Below are 21,929 nucleotides of genomic sequence, written 5' to 3' on the forward strand. Positions count from 1 at the left end.
CTTCCTCGACTTACAGCATGCATGATTCTTGCGCTGACCGGAGTTTCCCGCTTCCCGGGCGGGCCGACTGCCCAGGTGCTGTACAGCGTGAAACATCCGTATATTTGCACAAAAAAAGCACCTCTCCCACGAATTCGTGAAAGAGGTGCTCCCTCTTAAATGCTATACTGTTAATGCTTACAATACCGATTTATGGAGAAACAGTCAATCTCTTTTTATACAGACACAGATTACTACCGGGCCAGCGCCAGCTTCGCCAGTCCAATTGCACCGGATAGTCCGGCGTTGTCGCCAAGCTGCGGCGGAACGATGTAGCTCCCTATGGCTTCATTGAGCGCAGGATGCTGCACATAGCCGCCCAGCAGCTCTTGAAGCTCGGCGTGAATCAGCGGGAAAAGCTGGCTCTGCTTCATTACGCCGCCTCCCATTACAATCTTCTGCGGCGAGAGAATGAGCACGTAATTCATCAGCGCATGGGCCAAATAATGGGCTTCCATCGCCCAGGCCGGATGATCCGGAGCCAGCTCACCGGCTGGCTTGCCCCAGCGGCTGCCGATAGCCGGACCTGCGGCGAGACCTTCCAGACAATCCTTATGATAGGGGCAGAAGCCCTCATAGGTATCCTCCGGGTGGCGGCGCACAAAAACATGCCCCATTTCGGGATGGGACAGACCATGCACCAGCTTGCCTCCGACTACCGCACCGGCTCCGATTCCTGTACCGACTGTAATATAAAGGCAACTGTCCAGCCCTTGAGCCGCGCCCCATGTATATTCACCGAGTGCCGCACCGTTGACATCCGTATCAAACCCGATGGGTACATTCAAGTGCTCAGCTACGGTTCCCACCAGATTATATTGTCCCCAATATGGTTTCGGTGTCGTTGTAATATACCCGTAGGTCGGGCTGCCGATCACCGGATCTATCGGTCCGAACGAGCCGATGCCGATAGCTTCCACTTTTTTGCTGCTAAAATAATTCAGCACAAGCCCCATCGTTTCCTCAGGCGTTGTCGTTGGAAAGCTGACCCGGTCGATTACCGCGCCGTCCTCAGTTCCAATTCCGCATACAAATTTTGTTCCCCCTGCTTCAATCGCTCCCAACACTTTCATTGCAAGCAGTCTCCCTTCCCCAAAAACGTCGAGCCTTAGGTTGGCTCATCGTGTAATAAAGCGTTCTCCTGCTCTTATTATACGTATCTGAAGGCTGTGTGACAAGCGGTTGACATACCGTTTTCCTTTTTCCGCTTCGTTTTGCTGACAGTGCCCTATTATTGTTCATTTCATAAGTGAATGCCTTTCTTGCTCTCACTGTAGCTTCGGCACGCTTCTACCAGCCGGACTGCCGCCGGAAAATGCGAAGCCAGATGAATGTGTGCATAGGCAGCCATGACATTCCCGCAGGAGTAGCCCTCCGGCTGGCTGCCGCCCCTGCCTTTGCTATCATATGCATAGGTCCAGCCCTCTCCGGCAACAGGTCTCATCAAGGAATAGTGGAATTCATGGCCGCGCAGGCTTTCCCCCTGCTTCAGCAGCAGGCAATCCTCCCGCGCTGTAACTTCGCGGTAGCCCAGGGCCGCGCGCCGCTCCTGCATGACGGTATGGGCGGGAATAATTCCGGCCATGGCATGCACAGCCCCGGCGCGGTCCTTGAGGCTGCGGGCCAGCACCATATAGCCGCCGCATTCCGCATACAGCGGCATTTCCGCCGCCGCCGCTGCCCTGAGGCCGCGCAGGAATGCCGAATTCGCAGCGATCCCGGCGGCGAATTCCTCCGGGAAGCCGCCTCCAAGGTAGATGCCGTCCGCATTCGGCGGAATGTCTTCGCCGCTAAGCGGGCTGAACGGGACAAGTTGCGCTCCGGCGCGGACCAGCAGCTCCAGATTATCGGCGTAATAGAAATTAAACGCCGCATCGCGCGCAACAGCAATGACGGGCGCTCTGTCATTTGCAGCAGATTTGCGACCTATCCGATCCATAGGCGGATTAGGCCGCATTTCTGAGCAGCCGCCACCCGGGAAGGCTGTTGCCGGGAGCGGCGCTGAGGCCGCGGCTTTCGCTGGCCGGGCTGCTTCGGTGTCCGCTGGCAATACCGCCAGCGGCGCTTGCCCTGCGGCTTCCGGCAGGCAGTCAGCAGGGGCGGCGGCACCGGGCTGATTCTCCCCCAGCATTGGCATAGCCGGCGCTGGATAGTGCAAGGCGGGCGCTGCCGCAGCAAGCTCCAGCAGCGCATCCAGATCCGTGCCCTCTGCCAGCAGATCGGCGGCACGGTCAAATAAGGGCTCCAGCTCGCCGCGTTCAACGGCGGGCAGCAGCCCTAAATGCCGCTCCGGGATATCCAGCCCGCGATCCCGCTCCAGCCAGCCGATGACCGGAACGCCGCAGGCGGCTTCAATCGCGGCTTTGACCGTCCGGTAATGGCTGGCACTCCCGCAGCGGTTCACGATTACCGCAGCGATGGAGATATCCCGCTCAAGCTGCTGAAAGCCGAGCACAATCGCCGCGGCGCTGCGGCCCATGCTGCGCACGTCCACCACCAGCAGCACCGGACTGCCGGTAAGGATGGCAATCTCCGCCGTTGATCCCGTAAGCGAAGTCGCTTCTTTGCCGTCATATAACCCCATAACGCCCTCGATCACCGACACATCGGCTTCCTCGGAGGAACGCAAAAAATACTCCAGCATATAGCTGCTCGAAGTCATCCAGGAATCCAGGTTGCGTGCGGGACGGCCCGTTGCGGCAGCATGATAAGCCGGATCAATATAATCGGGTCCGCATTTGAAGGCCTGCACTGTAAGTCCGCGCCGGGCTAAAGCCCGCAGCAGGCCAAGCGTCACCGTGGTTTTGCCCGATCCGCTGCCTGTACCGGCGACGACGAAGCGGGGGCGAAACGCTGGTAGCTGCTGTCGTCCGCTCAGTTCATTCATTTGTTGCTCCCTCCGCTCCGTCATAGTGGACCTTCGCTATAGCGATTGTTGCATTGCCGCTTTTTTTCTTCTTCAGCACAAGCTCCTTCGCACCGGAGGACAACAGAGCCGCAGGCTCGCAGACGCCGTAGGCTCCGGTCGCTTTGAATACTGTAGCCGAGGGCTGCTCCAGCGCAACTGTATTCAACTGCTCCGGTGAATATAAGACCAGCTCCCAGCCATACTTCCCGCACAGGGCTAGCAGACCGGCCTCGTCCCCCTTGATCGCGGCGGTGGCGAGATTGCGGACGCTTAATAGCGAAAGCCTCAGCTCCGCAAGAGTTTCCAGCACTACAGCTTCCAGCTCCTCCATCGAGGTGCCGCGATTGCAGCCCATGCCAAGAACCAGGCTGCGCGGACGGTACACTACCGCCCGTTCCCCCAAAGCTGCCGTCTCCCGTTCTGTCAGCAGCCGGTCAGTGACTACAATCGCCGCGCTGAAGGGAGTTTCCTGCAGCTCTGCCATGCTGCCGCAAAGCCGCACATGCTCCGGCAGTTCAGCTCCCGGCGGCAGCCAGCCGCGCTCGCCGCGCTCCTGCAGGAAGGCCACCGCCTCCCCGTTAACCACAGCGGCGCTGACCGTCTTCATCGGCGCGAAGCTGTCCGCACGCCAGCCGAATTCCCGGCCCAGCAGGTCCACCGCAAAGGTTCCCTGCACATCCGAGGCGGTAGTGATCACGGGATGGCTGTCCAGCAGCTCAGCGATCTCCCGCGTAAGGCGGTTGGCACCGCCCAGGTGGCCGGAGAGCATGCTGATAACATGCTCTCCCTGCTCGTCAATGACGATGACGGCGGGGTCGGTTCTTTTATCCCGGAGCAGCGGCGCTGTCAGCCTTACCGCCGCACCCAGCGAGAAGAACAGAATGATTCCTTCATAGCGCCGGAACAGCTCCGGCAGCAGCTCTTTGACCGGCCCCTCAAACACATGCCGCGTACCGCCAATCTGCTGTAATTCTCCGCTGTACTTGGCGCTGCAATAGACCTCTGTATCCGGCAGCAGCCCGCCCAGCTTAAGCGCCAGCCGGATACCGTTCTTAGTAATAGCGACAGCCGCGTACCTGTTAGCCATTCTGGTTAATTCCTTCCCGGCAGCCGTGGGTGAATGTCTTATCGTACAGCTTCGAGCGGTGCTGGTCACGATCTATCAGAGCAGGGTCCAGCGCCCAGCCCGCAAGGATCATCGCATGCATTGTAATGCCTGCTTCGCGCAGATCATCTGCAAGCTTCGCCACCGTGGTCCGCAGTATTTGCTGGTCCGGCCAGGTGGCCCGCTTCACGACAGCTATCGGCGTATCCGGGCTCCATCCGGCGGCAAGGAATTCCTCCGCCACCTGTCCCGCCAGGGAAGCGCTAAGGAACAGCGCAACGGTGCAGTGATGCTCCGCCAGGCGGCGGAGCTGCTCACGCTCCGGCACCGGCGTACGCCCTTCGGCGCGGGTCAGGATCACCGTCTGCGTCAGCTCCGGCACCGTCAGCTCCGCGCCCAGCGCCGCCGCTGAAGCAAACACGGAGCTGACGCCCGGGATGATCTCATAGCTGACACCGCAAAGCTTCAGCAGCGACATCTGCTCCAGAATGGCGCCGTACATGGACGGATCGCCCGTGTGGACACGGGCCACGCTTTTACCGGATTGTACCGCCGCTGCCATTAGCTCCACCTGCTGCTCCAGGTCCATGCCCGAGCTTTGCAGCACCTGGGCTCCCGGTTTCGCACTGGCGACCAGTTCCCCGCTGACCAGCGAATCGGCATACAGCACAACATCTGCCGAACGCAGGATGCGGCTGCCTTTTACCGTAATCAGCTCGGGATCGCCCGGGCCTGCGCCTACAATGTAAACCTTCGCTTCCAGCATCGCAGTCTGTGTCATTTGCTCACCACCATAAGGCTCAAATATTCCAGCTCTTTGCCGCGCAGCTCACGCGCATCCCGCCACACGGTCTCATATGGAGAGGTCACCTTGGTGACGACGGATGCTTTTCCGCCAAGCCCAAGCTCGTCCAGCACATCCAGCACCAGCTCCAGCACCTTGGCCACCTTCAGAAACACCACTGTATCATGCTGGAGCAGCGCCTCCTTCAGGGCCTCACGGTCCTCCGTAGCCGGGATAATCCCCACCCGCTGGTCACCATCCGCCAAAGGCTGTTCAAGCGCAGCCGCCGCGCCCAGCACCGACGAAATTCCCGGAATCGAAACAATCGGCACACCGGGATGCAGCTCCTGCATCAGCCGGGCCAGGTGAATAAAGGTGCTATACAGATTCGGGTCGCCCTCCGTCACAAAAGCAACGTCCCTGCCCATCTCCAGCTCCTTCCAGCACAGCTCCGCCGTACGGTTCCAGCCGCTTGCAAGCTGCCCGGGATCTTTGGTCATCGGGAATACGAGCCCAAGCATGATTTTTTCTTCAGCATTGACGTGCATGTCCACAATTTCCTGGGCGTAGGATTTCCCGCCTTTTCGGGTTGCCGGATAGGCGATCACCGGACATTCCTGCAACAAACGGCACGCTTTGAGTGTAATCAGCTCAGGATCACCCGGCCCCACACCCACACCGTACAGGGTACCAAGGGCATGGGGAGTCAGCTTTTTGTGTGCGGGCGTGTGCTCATCAACAGCATCATACAGAATGCTTGCGGCCTGCATTGCCGCTTCAGCGGACAATTTTTCAGTATTGGGCTGGTCATTCACAGGCTGCTGCCGCAGTCCTGGCGCGCCTCCGGTTTCAGTCATTGTCATCATCATCCCGTTCCCCTCCTTATGTTGAAGTTATGTAAATATGATCCAGGAACCCCTGGCGGTTATAGTAAAAATAAATGTATTTGCTGCAGCTAAAAGGATACGAATGAACAGATCGGCGGCGATTGTTGCATTCTGTACATTTATAAATGGCGGAAGCTGCTCTTTTCCACAGATAATAGCTTTATAAATGTACGAAATACAATTATCTGGTGATAGTGTCCAAAAAGCACCTTTTTAGTTGCAGGAAGTGCAATTAACGGTTTGGGTACTTCCGCAAAATAAACCTATTCCCCCGGGCGGCCGCTGATCACGTATACCGGGTTCATCCCCTCAAACCGGGTCATGCCAAGGATTGCCTTGCCGCGTGAAGCCTGAAGCTGTGTTACTTCTGTTGCCATTCCCGCGAGCTTCAGCGCCTCCATACCGGCATGCAGCGTCTCAATCGTAATCGCCCCGATGACAATCCGCCCTTCCGGCCGCAGTCGCCGGGCGCAGAGCGCAATAATGCTCCGCAGTTCGCCTCCGCTGCCCCCGATAAACACTGCATCCGGGTCCGGCAGCAGCTCCAGCCCCTGCGGGGCTTTGGCGTGGATGATTTCGAAATCGGCGCGGAACTTCCGGCGGTTCGCTTCCATGTTGGGCAGATTGTCCGCTTCTTTTTCCAAGGCGTATATCTTCCCGAGACGGGCGATGCGCGCACATTCCGCCGCTACCGCGCCGGAGCCGGAGCCGATGTCCCAGACTACCGCATCCTCGGCCAGATTCAGCTCCGACAGGACAAGCGCGCGCACCTCGCGCTTCGTGATCAGCCCCTTCTCCGGTCGCCGCTGGTGGAAAGCTTCGTCCGGATAAGCGAAACCGCGCCGCCCGGCGGGTGCGCTTCCCGGCTTCCGCCGCAGAATGACCACATTCAGCGGGGCAAAGGTCCCTTGTTCCAGTTCATCCAGCTCCCAGAACCGGCAAATTTCCCCGCTCCCGCCCAGCCGCTCGCAGACGAATGCTTCATATTCCGTCATTTTGAACTCGCGCAAATAAGCGCCGATTGCCGCCGGTGTATTGATCTCGTCGGTCAGCAGTGCGATCTTGTGCCTGCCGTCCATCCGCTGCGCCAGACCACGGATCGGACGTCCGTGCAGACTGATCAGTTCCGCATCCTGCCAGCTATCCCCCAGCCTCGCAAAAGCAAGCTGAACGCTGCTGTAATGCGGAATGACCTCAACATTCTCCGGCCCGAACCGGCGGACCAGATACCCGGCAATGCCAAAGAACAGCGGGTCCCCCGACGCCAGCACCACCGTCCGCCGCTCTCTCCACACTTCCTCCAGCTTGTCGGCAAACGCCCTCAGACCGTTCTTCAGAACGATTTTTTCGCCTTGATAGCCGCTGAAAAAAGACAGTTGCCTCTCCCCGCCGAGCAGCACCTCGCTCCTCTGCACCTTGCTCAGACTGTCCGGCGTCAGCCCCCCGGCCCCGTCCTCGCCGATGCCAATAATATAAATGATGTCAGCCACAAATTTCCGCCCTTCCCAGCACTCGGCCCTTCATCGTGATCAATACCATCTCCACGGTCATATCCCCATTCATATGCTTCAGGCAATGCCGGCAGGCATGCAAGCACAATTGTTCAAAAAAACCGTCATTCCCGGCCTCCGTCATCAGATCCACGACCTGGGACGCTGTATTGGCAGCGGCAATCTCCTGCACCAGCCCCTCATCTGCTCCCGATTCCGCCGCTATCCGGGCAAGAAAGCCGAAATCTACCGGCGCATTTTTGGAGTGGATCAGCATGGCCCCTTGCGCCACCTTCGAGTACTTGCCTGCCATGCCTACGAGCGTGACTTTCGTGATTCCATAGGCTTTGGCATGCTCCAGCGAGAAGCCTACATATTCGCCCATTTGGATAAAAGCTTCCTCCGGCAGCGCGGCGAACATGCCTTGCGCATATTTCTCACTGCTGCCGCCAGTGGTCAAAACAATATGCTTGTTCCCCATCGCCGCCGCCACTGAAACCGCCTGCACCACGCTTGCCTTGTAAGCCTCTGTGGAGAACGGCGTCACTACGCCGCGCGTGCCAAGAATAGAGATCCCGCCAAGAATGCCGAGCCGCGGATTCAGTGTCTTCCGCGCGATGGCTTCTCCTTCCGGCACACTGATCACCACCCGCAGCCCCAAGGCCGCACCATGATCCTCCAGCACCTCGGACACAGCCTCCTGAATCATGCGCCGGGGCACAGGATTAATCGCCGCTTCCCCGACCGCCACCGGCAATCCCGGCTTGGTGACTCTCCCGACACCTTTGCCTCCGTCAATCTCCACGCCGGGAGAATCGCGCCAGCTTACAGCCGCCTCAATCCTGGCCTGATGGGTGGCATCCGGGTCATCCCCGGCATCCTTCACCGTTGCACAGACCGCCCATGTTTCGCCGTATCGCTGCCAGCCGGTCAGCTCGAAGGTGTGCCGGAAGCCTGCCGGCAGATTTATTTCCACAGTCTGCGGAGCCTCGCCTGTGATGAGCAGAAGCGCTGCACCTTTGGCGGCTGCGGCAGCACAGGCGCCGGTGGTGTAGCCCCTGCGCAGCGGTGCCGGGGCACTGGCGGCAGCGGATTCTTGGCCGATGCCGGGGTCCCCGGCGACGCCAGTGGCCTTGGGGCTGGGCGGTGTCGGCACACCGTCAGCAGCCCCAAGGCCGCCGGAAGCTGTACCGCTGCATGATGCTGACGCACTGCCGGCACTCCCGCCGCTGGTTAGCGCGGAGGAGGGCAGCAACGCTTGCTTGTTCTGCTGCTCCGCTGCACTCTGGCCCCTGCGGCTTGGCTTCGAATCCTGAGACCTTTTCAGCCCGGGCAAATCCAGTGACTTCTGACATTCCAAGGCCATCAGCTCTCCTTGCTGCTATTAGATGTAATTCTTTTTCATTAGCTGCATCAGCCCTGATTCTGCAATTCCGCCGCTTGGCGGACAGCCAGCAGACTCAAGGCGTTGACTGCCGCGACAACAACCGTGCTGCCGCCTTTGCGTCCAATATTCGTGATATACGGGATGTCCAGCTTGCGCAGCTCATCCTTGGACTCCGCTGCAGATACGAATCCAACCGGCATGCCGATTACAAGCCCCGGCCGCGCTGCCCCGTCTTTTACCAGACGAATCAATTCCAGCAGCGCCGTAGGCGCATTGCCGATCACATAGATGCCGCCCGGCGCTTCGGCGCAGGCTTTGCGGATTGCGAGAATCGCGCGGGTTGCCCCCAGCTCCTTCGCCTGCTCAACAACATCCGGATCAGAGATATGCACTCTAACCTCGCCGCCATATCTGTGAATCCGTTCCTTGGCGATCCCGGCCTCCACCATCCGCACATCGGCAATAACCGGTTCCCCCCGCAAAATAGCGGCAATGCCCGCTTCAATCGCCTTGGGATGAAACACCAGACTCCGTCCCAGCTCAAAGTCGGCAGAGGCGTGAATGATCCGCTGCACCACCGGATACTGCATTGCAGAAAAATCATGCGCTCCCAGTTCCTCGGTAATCATCTGAAAACTCAAGCTCTCGATCTCCTGCGGCTGCACTGTAAGCGGCTTAAATTCCGTGCCAAACTCCATGTCTATCCCTCTTTTCTGCAACGATAACATCTACGGACAGCAAAGCGCACGGCCATCCGGCTTTCCACTCTATTCAAGCGGCGTTTCTGAGGCCGATCTCCTTAAAATAAGCTTACGGTCTGACCGGCAGCATTTTTCCCCCGCCTATTCCAGCGCCCTCGCTACTGCATCCGAAATTCCGGTAAAAGAATCATAGACCTCGCCATATGCTCCAAAAGCAGTCCCCGGACGTGCAATCAAAATCACATACAGCCCCATATCAAGCGCCGCATGCACCTTCTCATCCACGGAGCCTTCTGCACCGCTCTCTTTGGTAATCATGACCTGTGTGCCGTACTGCCGGTACAGTGCCTCATTCAATTCACGGGAAAAAGGCCCCTGCAAAGCAATGATATTGCGCTGCTCAATCCGAAGTGAGAGGCATTTACGTATATTCTCCAGACAAGGCAGCAGCCGGACCGTCAGACGAATACCGGGATCGCCCAGCAGCTCCTTGGTGAAGATCTCCAGCGTTTTTCCACCCGTGGTCAGCATGACCGAGCCTTTCAGTTCCTTGGCTTTGCGCGCAGCCTCTTCATAAGAGTGTACAACAATCAGCTTAGGCTGGCTGTCATATTGGATACTGCGCCGCTCGTAGCGAAAATACGGCAGGCCCAGTGCAGCCGCTGCACCCATTGCGTTCACATGAGCCTCCAGCGCAAACGGGTGGCTTGCGTCTACTACAGCACGGCAGCCCCGCTCCTGCAAAAAAGAGCGCAGCCCCTGCTGATCCAGCCGGCCGACGCGGCTCCTGATGCCTACGTCCGTCAGGCGCTCTGCTGCGCTGGGCGTTACAACGGAAGCCAGCAGCGGCAAGTCCCGCTCCGCCAAATGCAGCGCCAGATCACGGGCATCTCCCGTCCCGCACAGCATAAATATCATCGCGGTCAGTGCTCCTTCCGGGCATTGGCCCGGGCTATTTCCGCATGGTGATGATGCCCGGCACTATGATCATGGCCGTGTCCATGGTGGCACTCTCCCTCATGGTGATGATGCCCGGCACCGTGTTCATGGCCGTGCCCATGATGGCACTCTCCCTCATGGTGATGTTGTCCATCACCATGATCATGGCTGTGCCCATGATGGCACTCCCCCTCATGATGATGTTGCCCGGCACTATGGTCATGACCGTGCCCATGTTGGCACTCCCCCTCATGGTGATGATGCCCGGCACCGTGATCATGGCTGTGTTCATGGCTGTGCCCATGATGGTGGTGGTGGTGCGCAGCGGCTTCATCACGGTATTTGCAGTTGTCACAGTTGGAATAGGCCTGTCCTTCCAGGGTATCATCAATGCGTCCCAGGAGCATGTCAGCCAGCAGCGGATGAGCGCCCAGATAGCTGCCGATTTCCACTTCAATCTCTGGATGGGCGGCGGCGAACAGCCGGACCGTTTCGTTAAACTGCTGCATCAGCAGCCCGTTGAACAGCAGATACGGCAGCACCACAATTTTGCGCGCACCCAAAACCAGACAGCGCTCCAGACCCTCGGGCAGCAAAGGCTTGGTTATGGCAATAAAGCAAGCTTCGACGCTTCTATAGGAGGTCCGTTCCCAGAGCAGCCGGGTCAGCTTGCAGAAATCGCTGTTCGCATCGGGGTCGCTGCCGCCGCGTCCCATTAAGAGCACTATTGTATCTTTATCTTCAACTGCAGAAGGACGCGCCTCCGCACAGACTGTTCCGGCATCCAAAGCTTCCGTCATTGCAGCCGCAGTCTCCAGCCCAGCAGCATTCATATCTTCGGTCAGGCTGCCCATAAATTCCGGCGCATTCAGCGGTACAGCCTCCCCGATGCGGTCCAGCAAAATATCCACGGCCCTCATCTGCACACCAATGGGACGCCCGTACACAAACTCCACACCGGGATATTTCAGCTTGGCCTCGTCCAGCGCCATCGGAATATCCAGCTTGGAGTGGCCTGCCGCGAACAAAATAATCGGCACAACGTAGATGGTCGCTGCTCCTCCTTGCACACACCGGTCAATGCCTGCGGAAATGGAAGGTGCGGACAGCTCAATAAAGCAGGTTTCAAAAGCCAGCTCCGGTCTGCGGGCAGCGAGCAAGCGGGTGAACGCCCGCAGCTCCTCATTGCCTTCCTCTACCCGGCTGCCGTGACCTACGAGCAGAACGGTTCTCTTCCCGTTGTCCTCCCCGGCGATGCTGCCTGAGCATTCTTGGCTTGCTGTACCGTCCATAACGCTGGCCTCCTCTGCCTTATCCTCACTTCCCATACCCATCCGCTCATAAAAAGCATGGAATCGTTCATTCTCGCGGCCTTCCGCACGATATTGCCAAACAACCTCCATTACTGCGGCTACCGCTTCATCCTCGTTCATTCCTTCGCGGACCAGGCTGCCCGGATGGGCGGCCCGCCCGGATTTTTTGCCTCCAAGGTACAGCTCATAGCTGCCTCTGGACCAGATCAGCCCGATATCCTCCAGAACCGCCGAGTTGCAGGCCATCCCGCATCCGGCAACACTAATGTGCAGCTCACGCGGCACGGATTGACCGTTCAACTGTTCATAGAGCCGCTGCGCCGCTCCCAGCGCATTCTGTTTTCTCAGCTCACAAAACCCGCAGGTTATGACCTTCACAGAATCCCCCGGGACAGCAGCATTCAGCCCAGCCGCCGTCAAAGCATCGGCTATTCCTGCTTGCTCCGCCTGGATGTCCCGCAGAACAAAGTGTCCGTCTTTGGTGTACACAAGCCGTCCGTCAGCGCCTGCCAGCTCTGCCAGCAGCTTCATTTGCCCACCGCTGAACGCCCGGCTGCCGGTTTGCGGAGCAATCTCCAGGTCGCAAACTGCGGACGAATGTGCCTGCGGATCGCCGGAACCCATACTTTTCACCTGCTCCCCCGGAGCAACAGATAATCCTGCATTTAACGCAGCCAGCCCGTCCGCTTCATTACCCGTAATCTCTACTGCCTGCCCGTCCGCTCCAAATCCAGGGCCCATCGCTGCATTCTCAGCCGCTCTTTCACCGACATTCAGCGCTGTCCTCTCAGCCGCTCCAGCGCCTGCGCTCCCCTCCGGCGCTGCTCCGGCTCTGAGCACGGCATCCCGGCTGGCTTCGCCGCCGGTCATCGCCGCCAAAGACCACGGCTCGGCTGCGGTCCGCAGCCGCTCATGCGGCTTCAGTTCCTGCTTATCCGCCCCAAGGCTATACTTGCGTTCATACCCGCGCGGCGTGACCATCACGCCCTCATAGACCATCGTGGCAGAGTTGCCGACAATGACTGTGGACAGCATGCCAATCTCATGCTCCAGCATGTCCTGAAGCGTCGTGACAACCGTTATCTGGCGGTCGCGGTAGGCGCTTTTGACAATGCCGACCGGCGTGGCAGGATCACGGTAACGGAGCAGAATATGACGCGCCTCTTCAATCTGGCGGGTCCGTTTTCCGCTGCGCGGGTTGTAAAAAGCAATCACGAAATCCGCTTCTGCCGCTGCCGTAACCCGTGCCGCAATGCTCTCCCAAGGCGTAAGATGGTCGCTTAGGCTGATTGTGCAGGAATCATGCATAATCGGCGCGCCCAGCAGCGAGGAGCAGGATTGAATCGCCGATATGCCGGGAATGACTTCAACCTCCACACCCTCCTTGCGGCTCCAGCCCCGCTCAATCAGCACCTCGTAGACCAGCCCGGCCATTCCGTATACGCCTGCATCCCCGCTGGAAATTACGGCAATGGTCTGACCCGCCTCTGCCCGCCGCACCGCTTCCTGGGCCCGGCTGACCTCCTCGGTCATGCCTGTGCCGACAATTTCCTGATGCCGCAGCAGCGGCTTGATCAGATCCACATATGTCGTGTAGCCGATCACGGCTTCACTCTCTTCCAGCGCAGCCAGAGCGCGGCCCGTAATATGCTCCAGCCTGCCTGGACCAAAGCCGATGATCAGCAGCTTTCCTTGTTTATCCACCCTTGTTCCCCCTTCGTCTCCCCAAACTCCAATTAACTATAGCAATTGTACTTTCTACAACAGAACCTTCTCCAAGGAAGGAAATTTACAATTCTATTGCACTTCGTACATTAGAATCGAACAAAACTCCGGAAATACGTGCATTATTCAAATTTCTGTTGCACAAAATACAGCCGATTACTCTATTAGCCTGTTATGCCGAGTTTCTATTGCACTATTTACAATTACAATTACAACGGCTGTGTTACCGGGAGGGAGTACGGACAAAATATGCAACCCGCCTCCAACCAGCTACGCAAACCCTCTCATTCCGGCAATCCTGCGGACAACAAGCCGCCCGTTTTCCATTAGCTGCCGCAATCCTCTCACATCGCGCTCCGAATAGACATGACCGAGCCGTCGCGTCCCGAACCGTCCTGCCCCGCCCTTAAAAGAAACCCATGCATCCAAAACAGCGATCCGCCGTATGGCTTCCAGATATCTGTTTCAGTGAAACAGATACTCTCCTTTTATTATCGAAAATCCATTAAAAATCCACTCCCGCACGCTCGCCCAGCATCCCGCCCAGCAGCGCCTTGAAATCCTCCGCATTCCGGGGAACGTTATGCCCTGCGGTCAAGCGGCGGGGCAGACTGTGCCACAGATCGGCCAGCAGCGGAAGCTCAAGGCCCACGGCCAGCAGCGTTTCCCTCCGGGCAAAAATATCCTCCGGCGTTCCGGCGGCAACGCAGCTTCCCTGATCAAGAACGATGACCCAGTCCGCCCAGCGGTAGGCCAGGTTCATATCATGCGTAGCCATAACGACCGTAGTGCCCTTGCGGTGAATGGTATCCAGCCCCTCCAGAAGCTGCGCTTCGGACACCGGGTCCAAGTAGGACGTTGGCTCATCCAGCAAAATCAGCTCCGGTCCCATCGCCAGCACACCGGCGAGCGCGGTACGCTTTTTCTGGCCCAGGCTGAGCTGATGCACCGGCTTATCCTTCAGCGCCGTCAGATTAAGCTGCTCAAGCACCTCAGCAGAGCGCGCCTGAATCGACGGCTCATCCATCCCCATCCCCCGCAGCCCAAACGACACATCCTCCAGCGGTGTGCTTAAAATAAGCTGCTGCTCGGGGTCCTGAAAAACCAGGCCGACTCTGCGCCGCAGGACGGCCAGTTCTTTTTTGGCGTAGGATACCGGGCTGCCCGCTTGCTGCACCGTCCCGGCCTGTGGCCGTAAAATGCCTACGGCATGCAGGAACAGGGTGGATTTGCCGGAGCCGTTATGGCCGAGCACCGCTGTTTTCCCACCCTTGGGAATAGAGACGGTCAGCTCCCGCAGCGCAGGCTCCGCCGTGTCCGGGTAACGGAACACCACCCCTTCAAAGGCCAGACAGGAATTCTTGTTGTCCATGATGCTCTCCTTCTTCCGCTCATTTCACTTCATCTATTGATAGGTAATGCTGAACGCCCGTTATCTCCATGTAATCCATAGCTGTGCCAGCAGCAGAAGCAGGATTCCAGCATAAGCCTCCACAGCAAACCTGCGCGGCACTGGACGGGATACATAAGGCGGCAAAGGAATTTCACCGGTGAATCCCCGGGCCACAAGCCCCTGCGACAGCCCGTAATAACGGTGCATCGTGCTTGCGAACAGTGCTGCCGCCATTCCTGCAGCCTCCCGCAGCTTGGACATGAAACCTCTCTTGCCGCCGGGCCAGCAGCATGCCGTGTGCCGCATCGTCAAGCAGGAACAGGAAGCGGTACATAATCAGCATCAGCTCCAGGACGATCTGCGGCATACGCAGCCTGCGCAGCACCAGCAGCAATTCGCCGAACGGCGTGGTGAACATAATGAAAAAAAAGCAGGACAGACAGGCCGCTACCCGTGCCAGCAGCACGCCCGCCCGCAATCCGCCCTCCGCTGTAATGTAGATGAACCGCGCCGTCCCCGGCAGCGGCACTGACAGCGCAGCCTCTCCAGCAGCGGGATGGCCCAGCTCCACCAGAAGCGCCGGAACGCTCAGAAGGTAGAACAGCAGCGCCGTACCGAACAGCAGCCCGTAGGCGCTGAGCGGGATTTTGGCATACAGAAGGCACCACAGGATCATCCACAGCGTAATGACAGCCTGCAGCGCAGGGTGCAGCGCATAAGAGAGCATGAACATCACTGCGGCGAACAGGCTTTTCCACATCGGGGAGAGCTGCCGCAGCGCATTGCTGTAAGACAACGCATCAATTCTTCTGATCATTTCTGCTGCTGACGCTCCCGTTTCCCTTTCATAAGACCAACCGTATAACCGATAATTCCGGCTCCGATGGCTGCCTGCAGCGCAAACAGCATACTCTCCGTTTCTCCCGGCAGCTCGGCCAGAGGCTTGAACCAGGGCTTATACGCAGGATCAATCTCCGAAATCGCTCCCTCCGCCGCATCGTCGGCTCCGCCGAATTCCCCGTTCACCAGCAGCAGCGGCAGCACCACCAGCAGCACCACCGCCAGCAGCATCAGCGCGTTTCTCCATTTGTTTTTCACTCTGCGCTTCCTCCTTTGACTCCGCGTTTCAGCAGCGACAGCTCCTGCGGGCTATAGGCCTTCAGCCAGTTCCACAGCAGTACGGTAAGCAGCCCCTCGCTGATCGCCAGCGGAATTTGGGTCACGGCAAATATGCCGCCGAATTTAACAAAAGAAGCCAGCATACCGCCGTCTGCGGACGGAAAAGCCACCGCAAGCTGAAAAGACGTAACAACATAGGTCATTAGATCAGCCGCCGCCGCTGCGCAGAATACCGCCAGCTTTTCACGTTCCGTCAGCTTCATCGTCAGCTTATAGACTGCATAGCCGGCAAAGGGACCGGCGACAGCCATCGAGAACGCATTCGCCCCAAGGGTGGTTATTCCGCCGTGCGCCAGCAAGAGCGCCTGAAACAACAGCACAATGGAGCCGATCACGCTCATCGGCAGCGGCCCCAGCATCACGGCGCCAAGTCCCGTCCCTGTGGGGTGGGAGCTGCTTCCGGTTACCGAAGGCATTTTGAGTGCGGACAATACAAAGGTAAAAGCACCCGACAGCCCAAGCAGCAGCTTCAGCTCGGGATTGTCTTGGGTCATCTTTTTCAGCTTCATGATTCCAAACACAAAGAACGGCACAAAGGCCACCCACCAGAACACAGCCCACCCTATCGGCAAAAATCCTTCCATAATATGCATCGCTTCGGCTGTACCCGGCTCATTCAGCAGAAAATAAAGTGTAAATCCGCCAACCAGCACTGCGAAGCTGCCAAAACCGCCCTTCTTCATTCCTCTTCTCCATCCTTTCATCCATTGACTGTCTGCTGTAGACCAAAAACTCCCGCCCTGAGAGGGTGGGAGTATTATGTACGTCGAAAGATCACAAAGAGAAGGCTGCTGTCCCGCCGGTAAGATTCTGCAGGCATACCCTCTTCTCTGAACCTCTTCGTACACCGCTCCTATCCGCGTAGAGTCGTGTGTGCGCAAACAAGGTAGGTCTCCTGGCTTGGAATATTAGCGTCATACCCCCGTCTTCCCCGGCGTTCTGCCGAGTGACATCGTGAAGGCTGGCTCTTCCTTACAGTGGCGGGACCGCTCGGGAGTTGCACCCGATTCCCTGTTATCCCTTGAGGTACAGTGCACACTCAAAGGCACCTTGTTGTGATCGCTGATTCATCCTGTACATCATAGCGGACATGGCTGGCCGGTGTCTGTGATAAAAGTGGAAACGCCTGTAAAGAGCTGCATAGCTTGTAAGAAGCTCATTTGAATAATATAATTATTAACTATATAAGCAGAAACGGCTTTGGCGTCCTGTTAATGGACGGTGCCGTTTCAGCGGGAAGTCACATTTCCACCCTGAACCTGGAGGCTGCCTATGAAACTCGATCTTACCGAAGAATCGCTGCCTGTATATGAAGCCTTATCCAGCGCTGTGCGCCTCCGCATGCTCCGCCTGCTTGCCGTTCAGCCAATGAACGTTAAGGAGCTGGCATCCGCAGCCAAGCTCAGCAGCGCCATTATGACCATGCATGTCCGCAAGCTGGAGACTGCCGGGCTGATCCGGACACATATGGCCCCCGGACGGAGCGGTCTGCAAAAGATCTGCACGCTGGCCGCGGAGGGTGCGGAGATTATTTTTCCCGGCCAAGGGAGAACCGAACGCAAAAGCTACCGCATCGAGCTGCCCGTGGGCCATTATTCCGACTTTCAGATCGAACCGACCTGCGGACTGGCCACCACGGAGCAAATCATCGGCAGTTTCGACGACCCGCGTTATTTCTGGGACCTGGAGCGGATGAATGCGGCGATACTCTGGTTCGGCAAAGGATACGTCGAATACAAAATCCCCAACTTTCTGCTGTCCAGCGAGCAGCCGGAGGAGCTGGTTATTACGATGGAAATCGCCTCCGAAGCGCCGTCCATCAATAATAATTGGCCCTCGGACATCACCTTTACCCTGAACGGCGTCAAGCTGGGCTACTGGACCAGTCCCGGCGACTACGGAGACAGCAGAGGCAAATATACGCCTGCCTGGTGGCATCCGCTTACCAATCAGTATGGTCTGCTGAAGCAACTGCGGATTACCCCCAAGGGCACATACATGGACGGGCACAAGCTCTCCGGGGTGACGCTGGATGAGGCGGGCATCCGCAGCAAGCAGTGGACCTTCAGGCTGTCGGTGGAAGAGAATGCGGAGCATGTCGGCGGACTTACACTCTTCGGCAAGGGCTTCGGCAACTATAATGAAGACATGCTGGTTGAGCTGTTTTATGCGGACAGCACCGGTGCCAAAGAAGCGGCTGCTCCTTAAGTTGTGGAAGATGTCCCGCTCAAGCTGGAGACATAGGCACTCTAAAAAGCCCCTATCACCGCTGCACATGTGCATGCGGAGCATAGGGGCTTTCTAGTTCGGCGGCGCTGGCTGCAAGCCTTCTGCGCCTGCTTATTCCGTGACCGGCTGCCAGAGTCCGCCGCCGGGAAGCGGACAGCCGCGCGCCTTGAGCCGCGCAACAACCGGGATGATGCAGCCGCAGGCGGTGCAGGTCACACCGTCCTGCAGCTTGGAGCAGGCACCGCAGAGAGCAATGCGCTCCGCATACACCTGATCCGAAGCGGTGTTGTCCTCATTGAACATGGAAGACGCCAGAATACGGGCAATCTGCGCCTCCGTAACCTTATAATCGTCCCGGCAGCCTTTGCAGCCAGTGGTAGTCGCCATATCTTTACTCCTTTTACGCCTTCGGTGTAATTTCCAGCACCGTTACCGACATCGCCGGCAGCTCCACAGTAAGCGTATCCCCTTCCAGTGTAAACGCAGTGAATGGCTGAGGAATAACCGCTTCCGGCTCGCTGAAGGTATTGTGGGCATCAATCGTTGCCCCGGCAAGCGTAGCAGCGGTGATCTCTGCCGCTTGGCCTGCAAGACCGCGCAGTTCCAGCGGAAGCGTAGCTGTAGACGCATGGTTCAGGTTGCACAGGCTGACGTGAATCACACCATCCGCGTTGACTGAAGCCGAAGCCGATACTTCCGGGATTTCCCGTCCGTCGAAGCTGTAAGAGCCGCTCTCCACCGTCAAATCCAGCAGCTCGGCATCCTGATGCACCTTGTACATGTTGAACACATGATAAGTTGGAGTCAGCAGCATTTTCTCCCCTTCGGTCAGAATAACCGCCTGCAGCACGTTGATTGTCTGGGCAATGTTCGCCATCCGCACACGGTCGCTGTGCTTGTGGAAGATGTTCAGCGTCAGCCCGGCTACCAGCGCGTCGCGGATCGAGTTCTGCTGGTACAGGAATCCTGGATTCGTGCCCGGCTCCACATCATACCAGGTTCCCCACTCATCGACGATCAGGCCGACTCTTTTCTCGGGATCGTATTTGTCCATGATTACGCTGTGGCGGGTAATCAGCTCTTCCATATGCAGCGCCTTTTCCAGTGTGGTGAAATATTCCGAAGCTTCAAAGCCGGTAGCCGCACCCTTCTGCTCCCAAGCCGGGCCAGGGACAGTATAGTAATGCAGCGTAAGGGAATCCATAAACCGGGCGGCTTCGCGCATCAGCACTTCCGTCCAGTTGTAATCATCCGAGTTCGGGCCGCAGGCGATCCGGTGGATGCGGTTATCCCCGTAGTTGCGCACATACGTCTGATATTGGCGGTACAGATCCGCATAATATTCAGGACGCATATTTCCTCCGCAGCCCCAGTTCTCGTTGCCCACGCCAAAATATTGTACAGCCCAAGGCTCCTGACGTCCATTCTTCTCTCTCAGCTCAGCCATCGGAGAAACGCCGTTAAAGGTGAGATACTCAACCCATTCCGACATTTCCTGAACCGTGCCGCTGCCCACATTGCCGTTGATGTACGGCTCGCATTCCAGCATGGCGCACAGCTCCATAAATTCATGGGTGCCAAAATGGTTGTTCTCAACCGTCCCGCCCCAGTGAGTGTTGATCATCCGTTTGCGGCCTTCGCGCGGCCCGATGCCATCCTTCCAGTGGTATTCATCGGCAAAACAGCCGCCCGGCCAGCGCAGCACCGGCACCTTGATTTCCTTAAGCGCTTCCACTACATCATTGCGGATACCCTTTGTATTTGGAATCGGGGAATCCTCTCCTACCCAGATGCCTTCATAAATGCAGCGTCCCAGATGCTCGGAGAAATGCCCGTAAATGTTCCGGTTAATCGTTCCCTTGCGGATGTCCGTGTTAAGCACAATACGTTGAGCCATGAAAAATTCCGCCTCTCTTTAAGTTAATATAATTATTAACTATTTAATGATTATATTAATATTATAAAACTCTTCTTTTCCATTCGTCAACAACAAAAGCGCCTTGTCTATCAAAAGGGCCCGCGAGCCCCCATCCGTGAACTTCACCTGTCCTGAACGGACTAAAAAAAGCTGCCCCGGGTTGGCCCGGAAGCAGCTTTTGAGCAGCATCAATCTTATATAGGACTGAACCCCTAATACAGCAAAAGCGTTCTGTACAAAATAACCGCTGCCTGCGCCCGGGTCGATAACCCTTTAGGTGCAAAGGTGTTGCCGCTTAAGCCGTTAACAATCCCATGCTGCTGCATAGCCGCGACGGCTTCGGAGGCATACAGCGCAATCTCAGCCTTATCGCTGAATACAGCTTCTGCCGCCTGTGATCCGCCCAGCTCCAGCCCGAGAACCCGGGAAGCCCGGTATAACATGACCGCCAGATCCTGACGGCTAATGCTGTCATTCACTCCAAAGCTGCCGTCCGGCTTGCCCTCGATAATGCCCAGCTTCTGGGCTGAAGCTACAGCAGTATAATACCATGCGCCCGGCTGAGTATCCGTGAATGAGGAGACGGCAGCGGCATCATGCAGATCAAATGAATGGATCAGCATCGTAATGAACTGCGCCCGGCTCACACGTCCATTCGGATCAAATTGTCCACTGCCTACCCCGTTGATCGCCTCTCTTGCCGCCAGGGCCTCAACGGACTCTCTGGCCCACTCGGCTTTGGACAGATCCTTAAAGGTCACATCGGCATATGCCGGTATATACCTGCTGAAATGCTGCGGCCGGAACGTTACACTTCCCGAAGCCGGATCATATTTGGTGCTCTTCACTGGCTCCAGCACGCCGTTATCCGCCACATAATAAACGACTACCTTATTTGCGGTTTCGCCCGGCTGTAGTGTATACGGCACCTTCACCGCTACTTCTTGATTGTTAAAAACACCCGCAGCGCTGCCATCCAGCTTCAACTGGAAATCATAGATAACCGCGTCTGGTCTAACCTTATCTTGTACGGCCACCGGTAAGGAAGAAGAGCCGGCTTGCGCGACAGAGAACTGCAGACTGCCCGCGGTTTTGGCTGCTTCCTTGCCGAAAAACTTCTCATTCAGCGTGATGCTGGCCAACCCGCTGTTAATGGTGACCGTCTTTAGCTTCTGTCCTAATGCACTCCGGATCACTTCGAGCGGGAATTCAATTACAACCTGCTTGGCCCCCGCTCCCGGCTGCAGAACAATGGTCAGGTCGGTGCCGCTGAGCTGGCCGATTGCCTGCTGTATACCGACAGAATCAAGCTTTACCGATGCTACCCCGTTCTTGTCCGGTTCAGCTTTGAAGCTGAGCCCCCCTCCGGCAGCGCCCGGCGTGCTTCCTGTATCCGGCAGTGTGCCGGTTCCGCCCGTTCCATTCGTGCTGTCCGCAACGGTAACGGAGGCCTTGGCATCAGGCGTGTAGAGGGACCAGGCGCCGCTGTGTCTGACTTTAATTGTTTTCAATGTAAAAGAGCTTGTGCCGTTCACTTTGGCGGTAAAGGTAACCTTCCCGAGAACAGCCGCCCCGCTGTCGCCTGCCGCATTGCCCAGCTTCGTGTAAACGGCACGCAATTGGCCTCCGTCCAGCAGCTCCGGATTGACGATAGAGCTGAAGCCGCCGCTTAGATTCGTGGTAAAGGAATCGCTGTTCACAGACCATTTTGCAGGATCAAAATCCAGATTCAGCTCATATGCCGTCCAATCCCGGGCCTTGCTCACACTGACCTGAACATCTACCTGCTCACCTGCGGTTACCATTGTCCTCGAGACGGCAACGGAAAATTCCGGCTCATCCGCCGCAAAACCAGCGGAGGGCCATAAGGAACAGAGCATGAGAATGACTACACCAACAGCCAATATTTTTTTGTTCAATGAAATTGCCTCC

Annotated in this window: 20 protein-coding genes, 1 pseudogene and 1 riboswitch; of the genes and pseudogenes, 1 reads left to right on the forward strand and 20 read right to left on the reverse strand. The window is 57.5% G+C overall.

Features of this window, described 5'->3' with window-relative positions; translation table 11 throughout:
• Positions 1 to 233: 233 nt before the first annotated feature.
• The 17 genes and pseudogenes from B212_RS0117725 to B212_RS0117790 all read right to left on the reverse strand — a co-directional run bounded on the left by B212_RS0117725 (position 234) and on the right by B212_RS0117790 (position 16,533).
• Positions 234 to 1,112 (reverse strand): ROK family protein, encoded by an 879-nt coding sequence (locus B212_RS0117725; RefSeq protein WP_019912301.1) that lies wholly within the window; start codon positions 1,110 to 1,112, stop codon positions 234 to 236.
• Positions 1,113 to 1,282: 170 nt separating this feature from the next.
• Positions 1,283 to 2,926: a cobyrinate a,c-diamide synthase gene (locus B212_RS0117730; RefSeq protein WP_019912302.1), complete on the reverse strand. Its 1,644-nt coding sequence runs from the start codon at positions 2,924 to 2,926 to the stop codon at positions 1,283 to 1,285.
• On the reverse strand, positions 2,919 to 4,034 hold the full coding sequence (locus B212_RS0117735; RefSeq protein ID WP_019912303.1) for a cobalt-precorrin 5A hydrolase: 1,116 nt from the start codon (positions 4,032 to 4,034) through the stop codon (positions 2,919 to 2,921). Before B212_RS0117735 ends, B212_RS0117730 begins: the two co-directional genes overlap by 8 nt.
• The gene (gene cobM / locus B212_RS0117740; RefSeq protein ID WP_019912304.1) at positions 4,027 to 4,833 is read right to left on the reverse strand and encodes a precorrin-4 C(11)-methyltransferase; all 807 of its coding nucleotides are present in this window, start codon (positions 4,831 to 4,833) and stop codon (positions 4,027 to 4,029) included. Before cobM ends, B212_RS0117735 begins: the two co-directional genes overlap by 8 nt.
• The gene (gene cobI / locus B212_RS0117745) at positions 4,830 to 5,705 is read right to left on the reverse strand and encodes a precorrin-2 C(20)-methyltransferase (RefSeq protein ID WP_019912305.1); all 876 of its coding nucleotides are present in this window, start codon (positions 5,703 to 5,705) and stop codon (positions 4,830 to 4,832) included. The genes cobM and cobI overlap by 4 nt, the downstream gene beginning before the upstream one ends.
• Before the next feature lie 281 nt (positions 5,706 to 5,986).
• Positions 5,987 to 7,213 (reverse strand): precorrin-6y C5,15-methyltransferase (decarboxylating) subunit CbiE, encoded by a 1,227-nt coding sequence (gene cbiE, locus B212_RS0117750; protein ID WP_019912306.1) that lies wholly within the window; start codon positions 7,211 to 7,213, stop codon positions 5,987 to 5,989.
• Positions 7,206 to 8,579, reverse strand: coding sequence for a cobalt-precorrin-5B (C(1))-methyltransferase (locus B212_RS0117755; protein WP_019912307.1), 1,374 nt, complete (start codon positions 8,577 to 8,579; stop codon positions 7,206 to 7,208). The genes cbiE and B212_RS0117755 overlap by 8 nt, the downstream gene beginning before the upstream one ends.
• Before the next feature lie 47 nt (positions 8,580 to 8,626).
• Positions 8,627 to 9,298 carry a precorrin-8X methylmutase gene (locus tag B212_RS0117760; RefSeq protein ID WP_019912308.1) on the reverse strand — a complete coding sequence of 224 codons (672 nt, stop codon included), beginning with the start codon at positions 9,296 to 9,298 and terminating at the stop codon, positions 8,627 to 8,629.
• Positions 9,299 to 9,442: 144 nt separating this feature from the next.
• Complete coding sequence (gene cobK, locus B212_RS0117765; protein ID WP_019912309.1) at positions 9,443 to 10,219, reverse strand: precorrin-6A reductase; 777 nt, start codon at positions 10,217 to 10,219, stop codon at positions 9,443 to 9,445.
• 5 nt (positions 10,220 to 10,224) lie between these two features.
• The gene (locus B212_RS35940) at positions 10,225 to 11,532 is read right to left on the reverse strand and encodes a sirohydrochlorin chelatase (RefSeq protein ID WP_198015932.1); all 1,308 of its coding nucleotides are present in this window, start codon (positions 11,530 to 11,532) and stop codon (positions 10,225 to 10,227) included.
• A gap of 6 nt (positions 11,533 to 11,538) precedes the next feature.
• Positions 11,539 to 13,257: pseudogene (gene cobJ / locus B212_RS35945) on the reverse strand (precorrin-3B C(17)-methyltransferase); the annotation flags it as partial.
• Between the two features lie 291 nt (positions 13,258 to 13,548).
• The gene (locus tag B212_RS34590) at positions 13,549 to 13,707 is read right to left on the reverse strand and encodes a hypothetical protein (RefSeq protein WP_156830160.1); all 159 of its coding nucleotides are present in this window, start codon (positions 13,705 to 13,707) and stop codon (positions 13,549 to 13,551) included.
• A gap of 76 nt (positions 13,708 to 13,783) precedes the next feature.
• Positions 13,784 to 14,650 (reverse strand): energy-coupling factor ABC transporter ATP-binding protein, encoded by an 867-nt coding sequence (locus B212_RS0117775; protein ID WP_019912311.1) that lies wholly within the window; start codon positions 14,648 to 14,650, stop codon positions 13,784 to 13,786.
• A gap of 60 nt (positions 14,651 to 14,710) precedes the next feature.
• On the reverse strand, positions 14,711 to 14,932 hold the full coding sequence (locus B212_RS34595) for a hypothetical protein (RefSeq protein ID WP_198015952.1): 222 nt from the start codon (positions 14,930 to 14,932) through the stop codon (positions 14,711 to 14,713).
• Positions 14,823 to 15,488 carry a CbiQ family ECF transporter T component gene (locus B212_RS31760; RefSeq protein WP_051128180.1) on the reverse strand — a complete coding sequence of 222 codons (666 nt, stop codon included), beginning with the start codon at positions 15,486 to 15,488 and terminating at the stop codon, positions 14,823 to 14,825. Before B212_RS31760 ends, B212_RS34595 begins: the two co-directional genes overlap by 110 nt.
• Positions 15,485 to 15,769 carry an energy-coupling factor ABC transporter substrate-binding protein gene (locus B212_RS0117785; protein WP_019912313.1) on the reverse strand — a complete coding sequence of 95 codons (285 nt, stop codon included), beginning with the start codon at positions 15,767 to 15,769 and terminating at the stop codon, positions 15,485 to 15,487. The genes B212_RS31760 and B212_RS0117785 overlap by 4 nt, the downstream gene beginning before the upstream one ends.
• Complete coding sequence (locus B212_RS0117790; protein ID WP_019912314.1) at positions 15,766 to 16,533, reverse strand: energy-coupling factor ABC transporter permease; 768 nt, start codon at positions 16,531 to 16,533, stop codon at positions 15,766 to 15,768. Before B212_RS0117790 ends, B212_RS0117785 begins: the two co-directional genes overlap by 4 nt.
• 185 nt (positions 16,534 to 16,718) lie before the next feature.
• Positions 16,719 to 16,918, reverse strand: a riboswitch (cobalamin riboswitch).
• A 204-nt stretch (positions 16,919 to 17,122) separates the two neighbouring features.
• Here B212_RS0117790 and B212_RS0117795 point away from each other — a divergent pair.
• Positions 17,123 to 18,058: an ArsR/SmtB family transcription factor gene (locus tag B212_RS0117795; RefSeq protein ID WP_019912315.1), complete on the forward strand. Its 936-nt coding sequence runs from the start codon at positions 17,123 to 17,125 to the stop codon at positions 18,056 to 18,058.
• 132 nt (positions 18,059 to 18,190) lie between these two features.
• Here B212_RS0117795 and B212_RS0117800 read toward each other — a convergent pair whose 3' ends face one another.
• The 3 genes from B212_RS0117800 to B212_RS0117815 form a co-directional block, all read right to left on the reverse strand.
• Positions 18,191 to 18,466: a DUF6171 family protein gene (locus B212_RS0117800; protein WP_019912316.1), complete on the reverse strand. Its 276-nt coding sequence runs from the start codon at positions 18,464 to 18,466 to the stop codon at positions 18,191 to 18,193.
• A 13-nt stretch (positions 18,467 to 18,479) separates the two neighbouring features.
• The gene (locus tag B212_RS0117805) at positions 18,480 to 19,976 is read right to left on the reverse strand and encodes an alpha-N-arabinofuranosidase (RefSeq protein WP_019912317.1); all 1,497 of its coding nucleotides are present in this window, start codon (positions 19,974 to 19,976) and stop codon (positions 18,480 to 18,482) included.
• 233 nt (positions 19,977 to 20,209) lie between these two features.
• Positions 20,210 to 21,916, reverse strand: a complete 1,707-nt coding sequence (locus B212_RS0117815) for an S-layer homology domain-containing protein (protein ID WP_019912319.1) — start codon at positions 21,914 to 21,916, stop codon at positions 20,210 to 20,212.
• Positions 21,917 to 21,929: the final 13 nt, after the last annotated feature.

This window comes from Paenibacillus sp. HW567 (assembly GCF_000374185.1).
Taxonomy (GTDB): Bacteria; Bacillota; Bacilli; order Paenibacillales; family Paenibacillaceae; genus Paenibacillus_AQ.